The sequence below is a fragment of the bacterium genome (assembly GCA_035505375.1).
Taxonomy (GTDB): Bacteria; Hydrothermota; Tepidihabitantia; order Tepidihabitantales; family Tepidihabitantaceae; genus UBA2258.
Genome location: DATJQV010000048.1, coordinates 19529 through 31655, shown reverse-complemented (window position 1 = coordinate 31655; position 12127 = coordinate 19529). Strand labels below are relative to the sequence as shown.

11 protein-coding genes are annotated in these 12127 nt (G+C 61.7%); 10 read left to right on the top strand and 1 reads right to left on the bottom strand.

The genetic code is table 11. The features are described 5' to 3' along the window. Positions 1-684: 684 nt before the first annotated feature. A complete protein-coding gene (locus VMH22_07945; GenBank protein HTW91626.1) occupies positions 685-921 on the bottom strand; it encodes a TM2 domain-containing protein in 237 nt (78 codons plus the stop codon). A 146-nt stretch (positions 922-1067) separates the two neighbouring features. Between VMH22_07945 and VMH22_07940 the strand changes: the two genes are divergently transcribed. From VMH22_07940 to VMH22_07895, 10 genes are all read left to right on the top strand, one after another. Further along, positions 1068-2108 (top strand): tetratricopeptide repeat protein, encoded by a 1041-nt coding sequence (locus VMH22_07940; protein HTW91625.1) that lies wholly within the window; start codon positions 1068-1070, stop codon positions 2106-2108. A 216-nt stretch (positions 2109-2324) separates the two neighbouring features. After that, positions 2325-2978: a fructose-6-phosphate aldolase gene (fsa, locus tag VMH22_07935; GenBank protein HTW91624.1), complete on the top strand. Its 654-nt coding sequence runs from the start codon at positions 2325-2327 to the stop codon at positions 2976-2978. A gap of 45 nt (positions 2979-3023) precedes the next feature. Further along, a complete protein-coding gene (locus tag VMH22_07930) occupies positions 3024-5138 on the top strand; it encodes a transketolase (GenBank protein ID HTW91623.1) in 2115 nt (704 codons plus the stop codon). A 12-nt stretch (positions 5139-5150) separates the two neighbouring features. Continuing rightward, positions 5151-6311, top strand: coding sequence for a pyridoxal phosphate-dependent aminotransferase (locus tag VMH22_07925; protein HTW91622.1), 1161 nt, complete (start codon positions 5151-5153; stop codon positions 6309-6311). Between the two features lie 6 nt (positions 6312-6317). Continuing rightward, the gene (locus tag VMH22_07920; GenBank protein ID HTW91621.1) at positions 6318-7097 is read left to right on the top strand and encodes a class I SAM-dependent methyltransferase; all 780 of its coding nucleotides are present in this window, start codon (positions 6318-6320) and stop codon (positions 7095-7097) included. 6 nt (positions 7098-7103) lie between these two features. Then, a complete protein-coding gene (locus VMH22_07915; protein HTW91620.1) occupies positions 7104-7766 on the top strand; it encodes a DUF6498-containing protein in 663 nt (220 codons plus the stop codon). 30 nt (positions 7767-7796) lie between these two features. Then, complete coding sequence (locus VMH22_07910; GenBank protein ID HTW91619.1) at positions 7797-8807, top strand: ribonuclease H-like domain-containing protein; 1011 nt, start codon at positions 7797-7799, stop codon at positions 8805-8807. A 77-nt stretch (positions 8808-8884) separates the two neighbouring features. Beyond that, positions 8885-11185, top strand: coding sequence for a DEAD/DEAH box helicase (locus VMH22_07905; protein ID HTW91618.1), 2301 nt, complete (start codon positions 8885-8887; stop codon positions 11183-11185). 212 nt (positions 11186-11397) lie between these two features. Further along, a complete protein-coding gene (locus VMH22_07900) occupies positions 11398-11745 on the top strand; it encodes a nucleotidyltransferase domain-containing protein (protein HTW91617.1) in 348 nt (115 codons plus the stop codon). After that, entirely contained in the window at positions 11742-12122 is a 381-nt protein-coding gene (locus tag VMH22_07895) for a HEPN domain-containing protein (protein ID HTW91616.1), read from the top strand. Before VMH22_07900 ends, VMH22_07895 begins: the two co-directional genes overlap by 4 nt. The last annotated feature ends 5 nt before the right edge of the window (positions 12123-12127 follow it).

Genomic DNA, 12127 nt, shown 5'->3' with positions numbered 1-12127 from the left:
CACCTTCGCTCGACAGCAGGTCGACTTCTCATGCAAGGTAGCCATGCACGAGAATACAGCAGAGAAAACAGACTTAACTCACTCATCCGCAACCACTAGCCGCGCTCACTTTCAACGGCATTTCCGCCACGCTTGCAATATGGTACACACTCCCCCAACCGCCAATTTCTGTCCTAACTTCCCTATTCCCAGTACCCTAACCCCTATTCCCTTCCCAACCCCTCCTATGCTCCCCCCGTAGCTCCGCACATAGCTTCCGAGGTAACGACCGGAGCAACTTCCCGAGGAACGATGAGGGTTACTTCTACGGTTACCTCGACCGCTACTTCTTCCGCTACTTCGCGAGCAACGAGTAGAGTTCCTTGTCCGGTTCCTTGCCGGGTAACGAGTCGGGTTCAATCCCAGGTTCCTTGCCGAGTTACAGTCGGCTTTCCCGTCAGAGTTCCTTCCGGGATTACTCTGCGGGTAACCTCCTGACCAACGAGTGGAGTTTCTTGGAGAAGTACGAGGAGAGCTGCGACGGTCGCCGCGGCTCGGGTCAAGTGCTAATGGATGCTGCCGGCTACGGCTGCGGCCCGCAACGTAGCCCGCTGCCATGCATTCGCCCATGTAGGTCCATGCGCTGCTCTGCAAAGCTGCGGCCGCTGCGCGAGGCAGCGGCCGAACGAAGTGGGACGCGGTCGATCAGGCCAGGACGTTTCCCTGCTTGTCCTTGAACTTGTCGACGGCAATCATGATGATATCCACAATCCAGCCGATTCCGAACACACCGCCGGTCAGGAGCCAGATGATGCCGGTTCCAATCTTGCCGACATAGAACCGGTGCACACCAAGACCGCCGAGGAATATGCAAAGAAGCAACGCCGCTATCTTGCTCTTGTCCGACGTACCCGCAGCCGGGGCAACACTCGCATCAGCCATTCAGACCTCCTCTTTCGGTCAACATTCGGACCTCAGCAGACTGCCCTATTATTCCCACGCCTTGGCACAAGTCAAGCCACGGAGCACACAGATCGGCGCATCAACGGACAGCTTGCCATCCATGGCTCGAGTGCTAAAATTCCGGTATGGGAGAATCGACCGGCATGACGCGGCGAGTCAAGCCGTGGGTCGCCGTCGTGGCCGTCTGCGCCGCATTTGTCATCTTAGGCGGAGTCTGGTTTGTGGTTAGCAGCCACAGAGCGGACCGCGAGTTCAGCCGACCCGGGCACGGACACGAACTGGTTCACCACAGCAAGGCGTGGACAAGGGCGAACGGCCTGTGCCGCCGTCTGAACATGGTCGGCAACGGGTACGCCAGCAGGGGCATGTATGATTCCGCTCTCACCTGTTATCGCGAGGTCTTGCGGATATCGCAGGAGGAGGGCCTCGGCGACCGGATGGCCGCAGCCTACACGAACATCAGCTACGTATTCGACGACTGGAGGATGCCGGAGTCAGCCCGATTCTACATGCACGCAGCTATGGCGCTTGACCAGCTATCGAAGAAACCGGGCAAGGTCATGAACAGCCTCTTAGAGCAGGGAACCTACCGATTCTCAGTGCTGGGCGACTACGACAGCGCTGCCGTGCTGCTGGGGAAAGCTCTTGCCGAGAGTCGAAGCAGAGGTGACACAACCGGCGAGGTAGGAGCGTTGTGCAACCTGGGCATACTCCAAGGGACCCTGAAGCACTACGACTCGGCCAAGGTCCTATTGGAAAGCTGCGCGGCAAAGAGCCACATGCACAAGGATGCGACGACTGAGGCCAGCGCGTTGAACAACATTGCCATGATGTACCTGCGCCGGGACCGGACATCCGAGGCCAAGCAGTGGCTCATCAAGGCGATAGATGCGGCACACGCCGGCGACATCATCGGCGAGGAAGCGCCGGCGTTGTTCCATCTGGGTCTGATTCGCGCTGACGCGGGTGATTACGAGCTCGCCCAGGCGAGCGTTGAGCAGGCCCTGAAGCTCTACGAACGGGCCGGCGACCAGGATGGCATCGGACGCTGCCGGGACTGCCTGGATGCCCTGATCGAAGCCCAGCGCTGGAAGCATCGGAACAAGGTCCTCGACTCGCTGTTCGAGGAATACAAGCACCAGTCCGGCTCCAACCCGGGCACCTAGCTTCTGCAGATTGCCGGACGAGCGCGCGGCTCCGCGGGCGCGCGACGAGCTCAGATCCAAGGTCCGAATCTTCTTCTTGCCTGACCGTCGGGAGTTGTTATACTGGCAATCCGCAGAGGCGGTATTGCCGAGTCATCATTCAATTTCAGCTAATGTCCAGCATCCTGCGTCATGCATGATGCGTAGTGCATCACGCCGGATGGGCGGGAGGCAAACTTGAAGATCTTCATAGATTCTGCTGACATCAAGGAAATCAAGGACGTCGCCGGTTGGGGCATCCTCGACGGCGTCACCACCAATCCATCCCTGGTTTGTAAGACCGGCCGGCCGTTCAAGGAGTGCGTCCAGGATATCCTGAGCGCGGTCGACGGCCCGGTCTCGGTCGAGGCCATCTCGACCGATGCGGCCGGGATGATCAAAGAGGGCGAGGATTGGGCGAAGCTCGACCAGTCCAAGGTAACCATCAAGATCCCGATGACGGTCGAAGGTCTGAAGGCGGTGCGCGGCCTTTCCCAACGTGAGATCAAGACCAACGTCACGCTCGTCTTCTCGATGAACCAGGCCCTGCTCGCCGCGCGGGCCGGGGCGACGTTCATCTCGCCCTTCGTCGGGCGGCTCGACGACATCTCGGCTGACGGGATGGAGCTGATTCACGACATCGTCGGCATGATAGATGACTACGGGTTCGACACCGAGGTGATTTCCGCCAGCATCCGCCACCCACTGCACGTCATCGATTCAATCCGCGCCGGCTGCCACATCGCCACCATCCCCTACGACATCCTCGTCAAGATGACCAAACACCCGCTGACCGATGCCGGCATCAAGAAGTTCTACGACGACTACCAGAAGATCCCGAGGCAGCAATGACCAATGACCAATTGCCAATGACCAACCGCGGATTCGGAGGTTCACATGCCCATCATTGACTCAAAGACCGGCAACCAAGGCAAGACCGCGGGCCTGGGCGAGCTGGTGCAGGCCGCCAACATGATGCGCGGTTACGACCTCGTCGCGCTTTGTGCGGCCGGGTCCGGCCATGCCGGCGGCACGCTCTCGATAATGGATATCACCGCCGCCCTCTACCTGGCAGTGGCCCGGCACGATCCGAAGAATCCGGACTGGCCGGACCGCGACCGGATTATCTGGTCGACGGGCCATAAGGCGCCATCGCTTTACCTTGGCTTGGGCATCTCCGGCTACTTCCCGATTGAAGACGTCGTACTGCTGCGCAAGCTCTATTCTCCGTTCCAGGGCCATCCCCACTGGCTGAAGCTGCCGGGCGTGGAAGTCTCTTCCGGCTCGCTCGGCCAAGGCCTGTCGGTTGCTGTCGGGATGGCCAAGGCCGGCAAGATGGACAAAAAGAGTTACCGGGTCTACTGCCTGACCGGCGACGGTGAACACCAGGAAGGCCAGATCTGGGAAGCCGCTATGGAAGCCAGCGCGTGGGGCCTCGACAACCTCTGCTGCATTCTCGACAAGAACCGTCTCCAGATCGACGGCCTGGTCAAAGAGGTGATGAACATCGACCCGATTGCCGACAAGTACCGGGCCTTTGGCTGGAACGTTACCGAGATTGACGGCCACAATATGCAGCAGATTCTGAAGGCGTTTGAGAAGGCCGCCTTGACCAAAGGTCAACCTACCGTCATCATCGCCAATACGACCAAGGGCAAGGGCGTCAACTTCATGGAGAACCAGGCCGGCTGGCACGGCAAGGCGCCCAACAGACAGCAGATGATGGAGGGCCTGAAACAGCTCAACCTCGATTTCCGTATCGACCACGAGAAGCTCCTCAAGAAAGCCGCCGACTATCAGACCGAGGTCACGACCAAGTTGATGGCCAAGGTGCCCAAGTTCAGCAAGGACTACTTCTGGAACAAGCAGCCGACGATGAAGGTCGAGATGAAGGCGACCCGCATCGGATTTGGCGACGCTTTGGCTGAAGCCGGCGCGGATAAGCGCACCGTGGCCATCGGCGCCGACATCTCCGGGTCGATTGCCATCTCCAAGTTCTTCGAGTGCGACGCCGAGCGCTGCGAGCGCTGGATATCGGTCGGCATCGCCGAGCAATCCGGCACCGCGCTGGCCGGCGGCCTGGCCAAAGAAGGCAAGCTTCCTGTGTTCGGAACCTACGGCGTATTCGCGGCCGGCCGCAACCTCGACCAGATTCGCACGACCGTCTGCTACGGCAACTTTGACGTCCTGATTGCCGGCGCACATGGCGGTGTCTCGGTCGGCCCGGACGGCGCGACCCATCAGGCGCTGGAAGACCTGTTCCAGATTTGCGGGCTGCCCAACATGCAGGTCGCTGTCCCGTGCGACTCGCTCGAAACCAAGCGCGCCACTGAGCTGCTGCTGCTTCACCTCAAGGGCCCGAAGTATCTACGCTTCGCACGCGAGGCCACACCAATCGTCACGCGCCCGGAAACCCCCTTTGTCTGGGGCGTGCCAAACGTCTACCGCTATCGGGGCCAGCAGCCGAACTTCATCGACGCGTTCGACGTCAAGCTGGCCAGCGACTACGCGAACGAGAATGAGAACTTGACCATCGTTGCCTGCGGACCGATGGTGCCCGAGGCGATGCGCGCTGCCTGGATTCTCAAAGAAGACTTCGGCCTCGAGACCCGGGTCATCAACATGCACACGCTGAAGCCGTTCAATCCGCAGGCGCTGGTGCAGGCGGCGCTCGAGACCGGCGTCATCGTGACCGCCGAGGAACACCAGATTGGAGGACTCGCCAACTGGGTATCGAACGCCCTGCACGTCGCTCCCGAGCTCTACGGCCACCCGGTCGCGTTCGGAACTATCGGCGTCAAGGACCGGTTCGGGGAGTCGGGCCAGCCCTGGGAGTTGATGTGGGAGTTCGAGGTCTCGGGTGAGCATGTCGCGGCCAAGGCAAAGGAACTCCACGAATTCGCTCACGCCGCCAAGGCCAAGCCGAAGGCCGCCGCGGCCAAGCCCGCCGCCAAGAAGCCGGCTGCCCCGAAGAAACCCGTGACGAAGAAAGCCAAACCGGCAGCCGAGTAGCAGGAGGGTAGAATGAGACTTGCTGACCGGATGAACCGGCTCGGAACCGAGACCGCTTTCGACTGCCTCTGCCGCGCCAAGGCTCTCGAATGCAAGATGGATGTGGTTCACCTTGAAATCGGTGAGCCAGATTTCGACACGCCCGGGCACATCCGCGAGGCTGCCAAGAAGGCGCTCGACGAGGGCTACACCCACTACGGCCCGTCAGCCGGTCTGCCCGAGCTCCGCGCCGCCGTCGCGAAGTATGCCGGCAACCTCCGCGGCGTTCACATCAACCCCGAGCAGGTCGTCATCACCCCGGGGGGCAAGCCGGTCATGGCCTTTGCCATCATGGCCCTGGTCGAAGAAGACGACGAGGTCATTTACCCCAACCCCGGTTTTCCCATCTACGAATCACTCATCGGCTACATGGGTGGCACGCCGGTGCCCATCCAACTGCACGAAGAGCACGACTTCCGCCTCGATGCCGAGGAACTGGCAGCGAAGGTCAACGCGCGCACCAAACTCATTGTCATCAACTCGCCCCAGAACCCGACCGGCGGCGTGCTTACGCGGGAAGACCTGCGCCTCATCGCCCAGACCGCGCTCAAACACGACGTCTGGGTCTTGGCCGACGAGATCTATGCCGAGATTCTCTACGAAGGCAAGTTCGAGTCCATCAGCCAGTTCCCCGAAATCCACGAGCGGCTGATGATTCTCGACGGCTTCTCCAAGACCTTCGCGATGACCGGCTGGCGCATCGGCTACGGCATCATGCCGGTGCAGATGGCCGAGAAACTGGCTCGCATCCAGACCAACATGAATTCCTGCACCTCGACGTTCACCCAGCGCGCCTGCATCGATGCCCTGACCGGACCGCGGACGGAAATCGACCAGATGCTCGGCGAGTTCAAGAAGAGACGCGACTTCATCGTCAAGGGTCTATCCGAGATACCCGGGTTTCGCTGCAAGCTCCCGCAAGGCGCGTTCTACGCGTTCCCGAATGTCGAAGGCACCGGTATCGACTGCGAAGTCCTTGCCCGCCGCATTCTCGACGAGAAGGGCGTGGCCTGCCTTGCCGGCACCTGCTTCGGCAAGTACGGGGACGGCTTCCTGCGTTTCAGCTACGCCAACTCAGTCGAGAACATTGCCAAGGCGCTCCCGAGAATCAGAGAACTAGTCGAGAAGAAGTAGCGGCCCATGGCCGCCGTTCGCCATTCGCCGAACGCCATTTGCCAATCGCTTGTTCGACTCGGCCACCTTTGCTTCGACGACTTCCTGCTCCTGAAACCGGAGACCCTGGACATTGGACACTGGACTTCGGACGTAGTCTCCGATTGGGCCATTGCCCTCAACAATGCCCCCGGCCTCTTCCTCCATCTTCACCGCCTGTTCCCGGATTCATCCTTCATCCTTCAGCCTTCATCCCCGGCTGACACTGCGGCCGCCCAATCTCGCCTCGTCCACGCCTTCGCGTACCAACTGCTCCGCGCCAAGGCTCCGCCACTCTGCGACGCGCTGCCCTGGCAGGACTGGGACTTCTCGATTGTCGCCAGGCGGTTCAAGCTCTGGCAGACCCGGTTCCTGCTGGCCGGAGACGGCACGATGGTCGCCATGTATCGCTGTCGCAAGTCGGCCGGAGTCTACGTGGTCGAACCTGACGAGACCATTGCCCGCTACGTCGAGCGCAAAGCCGTTCTGGAGAAGATTCGTCGCTTCAAGCTGCTCCGGGCCAGCCTCGAGCGCATCCCACTACCCGACCGCTCAACCGACCTCGCGATCGTCGGCTCAATCCTTGAGAAACTATCTCCACCCGCGCTGGCCGAACTTGCACGCGTGGCCGCGAACGTGCTGCTCGTTGAGAACAGCCCGCTATCCCCACCGCTTGACGAAGCTCCGGTGACTGCCGCCGGGTTCCGACCTGACACAGTCGCGGTCTCCGCCCTCGGTCCGCGGCGCTGCTGGTGGAAGCGGGTCTGAAACCTGATGCCGGGCAGCAACGAGAAGCGCTCGTCCGACCTGACCCCTACTCCGGAAACGAAGCTCGCACAACTCAACCTGCGCGACCTCTCGTTGCTGCCGCTGCTCGTCTCGAACGGCCTCGCGATCTGGTGGGCCGCGCGCGACCACCTCAGCCTGCAGACCGTCATGATGATTTACTGGGCACAGAGCGTCGCCATCGGGGCGGTCAACGTACTGCGCATCCTCGCCCTCCGCGAATACTCGACCGACGACTTTCGGATGGGCGGACCGCTGTCACCGTCCGCCGGCACGAAGCTGAAGGTCGCCGGCTTCTTCACGCTCCACTATGGCTTCTTTCACGTCGTGTATCTCGTGTTCATACTAGCGGCGATGACCCGGGGACGGGTGGACGTGAATGTGCCGTTCGTTTTCTTCGGTGCGGCGTTATTTGCCGGGAGCGATCTCGCCGCGCTCGCGCTCCACTGGAACGCCGAAACCCGGGGCCGGAACATTGGTCAGGTGATGTTCGCACCCTACTTGCGGATTGTGCCGATGCACCTCGCTATCATCTTCGGCGGATTCGTCAACTACCACCCGGGTCTCACCCTCGGCCTCTTCCAGGGGTTGAAGACCGTCGCCGATGTGTTCACTCACCTGATGCAACACCGCCGCCGCGCCCGCAGTTGACCGCTGCCGGGCCTGGCCCATAATCATCCCGTGCGCACGTTCGACCCGGACAAATACGAGCCCGACCCCGACCCAGACTTCGAAGGCCGCCCGGCAACGGCCGCGGCGTTCCGAGAACAACTTCGCCGCGACTACGAAGGTCTGCCGTTTGAGAAGGTCATGCCGGGTGAAGTCGTTCAGAATGACTACGGTGCCTGCTATCGCGTCTCAGCGACGGAACGGGGCGCCCTGCGCCGCGGCAACGCCGAACAGACCCGCCAGAATCTGCTGGGCACGGTCGACCTCGTGCGCGGAATCCGGCGCAAGACCCGGACGCGACTCGAAGAGCAAGGCATCAAGACCCTCGCCGACCTCAAAGACCACCCACGTTTCTCGGGCGAGTCGAAGCGCATCAGCGAGCTGGTTGACGCCGGCAGCACGGAGGAGTTGAGCGAAGTCATTGGGACGCGGCTCTCCAAGTCTCATCCCTCGGTCCTCGGCCTTTCGGGACTGCACGACGATGCCGATTTCCTCTTTCTTGACCTTGAAACCATGGGCCTGTTTGCCGGGCAGCCGCTGGTAGTAGCCGGACTCGCCCGCCTCAAGCCCGACAACACCATCATTGTCGAGCAGTACGTCGTCCGTGACTTTCCGGACGAACTCGCCCTCCTTGCCGAAGTAAACCAGCAGGTCGGCGCGCACAAAGTCATGGTGACGTACAACGGCAAGTCCTTTGACCTTCCTTTCCTTACCGGCCGTTCAGCATACTACGGCATCAAGCTCAAGCCGCCGCGGGTACACTTTGACCTGCTCCATTTCTGCCGCCGGGTCTGGCGCGACGAGCTAGAAGGCTGTTCGTTGCGCTCAATCGAGCAGACGATTCTCGGCATCACCCGCGAGACCGATCTGCCCGGAGAACTCGTGCCGGAGTTCTACTACGAGTACCTGCGCACCGGAAATGCCGGGTTCCTGAAGCCAATCGTCGAGCACAATCGGCAGGACGTCATCAGCCTGGTAAACGTCTTCTCGTCGCTGGTAGAACACTGGACGCGAAGCGAGTGACCAGTTTCCAGTTCCCAGTCTCCAGTGAGGCGACTGATTCCTCAGCTGGACACTGGTACCTGGCAACTTCCTGAGCCTTGCCTGATATCCTTTCTGCCCTCGACGACCTGCGACGGCAGCGCTGGTACACGTGTCAGATAACCGACATCGAGCCGCTGCCCTCGCATACGCCAAGCTATGCTGAGCCCGACCCGCCGCTTCCGGCGCCCCTCGCAAACCTGCTGGAAAAGAAAGGCATACCGAGGCTATACAGCCACCAGGTTGAACTACTCAGGCACGCCAGAGACGGTCGGAACGTCATCATCACCACCGCCACCGCGTCCGGCAAGACGCTCGCCTTCAACCTACCGGTGTTCGAGACGATGCTTGGGGAAAACGGGGACTGTCCCTCCGCAGGGCCCCGTGCGGCTTCCAGGGACTGTCCCCGTTTTCCTAGCAAGGCCACCGCGCTCTATCTCTACCCGATGAAGGCGGTAACCCAGGACCAACTGAAAGTGCTCAAGGAGTTCGAGCAGGGGCTTGAGCTTGAGCTGCACCCAGCGGTCTACGACGGCGATACGCCCGCGGACAAGCGGCCACGCATCCGCCAGCAGTCCCGCGTCGTGCTGTCGAACCCATACGAACTCCACCAGGTTCTGCCCTACCACTATCAGTGGCAATCGTTCTACCGCAACCTCCGCTACTGTGTCATCGACGAGGCGCATACGTATCGCGGCGTGTTCGGCTCCAACGTGGCCCAGCTCATCCGACGGCTCCGACGCATCTGCGCCTACCACGGCTCTGACCCGCAGTTCTTCCTCGCCTCAGCCTCGATTGCCAACCCACAGGAGCTGGCCGAGAAGCTGACGGGCAAGGAATTCGTCCATGTCGGCGACGACGGAGCGCCGCGGGGCCGGACTTACCTCGTGTTCTGGAACCCGCTGGCCAACGCCGAAACTTCCATCCACGTCCAGACCCAACAGCTAGTCACCTACTTTGCCAAGTCCGGTTTCCAGACGGTGTGCTTTGTCCCGTCGCGGCGTCTGGCCGAACTCATCTCGCGCTGGGTGAAGGAACACACGCCGGAGCTGACGGTGTCCCCTTACCGGGCCGGGTACGTACCTGAGGACCGGCGCGCAATCGAAGCCGACCTCTCCTCCGGCGCTCTGCGCGGAGTCGTGTCGACCGACGCGCTCGAACTCGGCATCGACATCGGCAGCCTCGATTGCATCGTCATCGCCGGATATCCCGGCTCGCTCGCCTCGTTCTGGCAGCAGGCCGGCCGGGCCGGACGGAAGCTGCAGGATTCGGTGGTCGTCTTCATCGGCTACGCGGATGCGCTCAACCAGTATCTTCTGCGCAATCCGGCCCTCATCCTTGAACGAGGGTTCGAGGCCGCGGTCATAGACCTGACCAATCCCTACATCATTTCGGGACACCTGGCCTGCGCCGCGTCCGAGCTGCCGCTGCGCAAAGATGAGGTGGACGAAGTGTGCCGCCCCGCGGTCAAGGCCCTCGAAGAGAACCTGATTCTCCGCGCCACGCCGGTCGGCTGGATATATGCGGGCCGCACCCGACCGCAGGAAGAAGTCGCGCTTGAGGCAATCGAAGAGAGCGCAATCGAGATCGTCGCGGCCGGCCGGGTTATCGAAACGATGGACAAGACCCGCGCTTACCGCGAGGCCCATCCCGGCGCAGTGCTTCTCCACCAGGGCGAGACCTACCTGGTCAGGACTCTCGACCTCGAACAGCAGCGCGCCGAAGTCGAGCGCAAGGACGTTGACTTCCACACCCAGGTCATCACCCGTGAAGAGATGCGCCTGCTAGAAACACAGCAACAGCGCAACCTGAATCCCGGCATCACGCTCAGCCTCGGCCGCCTCGAGGTCACCGCGACCTACACCGGTTACCGGGTCAAGAAGTACGACCAGCTACTCGCCACGCATCCGCTCAGCCTGCCCCCGGTCAAGTTCCCGACGGTCGGCATCTGGCTCATCTTCTCAGGTGAGACCGCGCTTGAATTGCAGGAACAGGGCAGCGACTTCACCGGCGGGCTCCACGCCGCCGAGCACGCGCTGATTGCGCTTGCGCCGTTGGTGGCGATGTGTGACCCGCGCGATATCGGCGGCGGCAGCTATCGCATGTTCCCGGACACGTTGCTACCGACGATACTCATCTACGACGGGTACGAGCACGGCATCGGGATTTCCGAGAAGCTCTACTCGGAGTTCGACCGGCTCAGCCGCGTTGCTCGCGACCTCGTGGCCCAATGCGGCTGCGAGAATGGCTGCCCGGCCTGCGTCCTCTCGCCCCGTTGCGGCGACGCCAACGAGACCATCGACAAGCAGGCCGCACTCGGAATTCTGAGTCGTCTCTGCGGTCAGGAAAACCGGAATTGAACCGCCAAGCGTCAAGACGAGGCATGGTCCCTGCAAACTGCCAAAGGGAAACCGGTGACTCACGGCGCATCCGCGTCTGCCCTCTGCCCCGCGGATCCGCGAGCCACCCACCGGGCGTCAGGAGTCGCCTGTTGCTTCTACGGAGTCAACACTGAGCGCCACCTGAGTGCCAACATTATTGACATCCTCCGCCGTCCTGCTATGCTGAGCCGATGAGCATCGTGAACTCAGCAGTCCGCTCGCCCGCCGAGGTACGGGCGATTCTCGCCGAGCTCAAATCGGGACTTGAGTCACTCTACGGAACTCGACTTCGCGGCCTCTATCTTTTCGGATCCTACGCTCGCGGCGATGCCGAGCCGGAGTCCGACATCGACGTGCTTATCGTGCTAGACAACGTGTCCAACTACCCCGACGAGGTGAACCGTACAGGGTTCCTTGTTTCGGAGCTCTCACTTCGGCATGGACTAAGCCTGAGTCGGGTTTTCCTGAGCCGCCGCGCGTGGACAGAGCGCAGCGACTTCTTCGTCCAGAACGTCCGGCAGGAAGGAATCGCGGCGTGAAACCGGAGTCGAAGAAGCTGCTGGTCAAGGCCGGACGCGCACTGCGTGCCGCCGGGCTACTGCTGCGCGACGATGCGCCCGACTTCGCCGCCGGACGCGCTTACTACGCGATGTTCTATGCCGCCGAGGCGGTGCTCGCCGAGAGGGACCTGCAGTTCCGCAAGCACTCGGGCGTGCACGCTGCGTTCGGCGAACACCTGGCGAAGCCCGGTTTGCTCAACCCGAAACTCCACCGCTGGCTGCTGGATGCATTCGATAAACGCATTCTCGGCGACTACAGCTACGAGATGGATGTGGACGATACCGCGGCGAGAGAGATGCTAGACCAGGCCCGCGAGTTCGTGTCGGCGGTCGAGACCTTCCTCGGGTCCGACTGACCCCG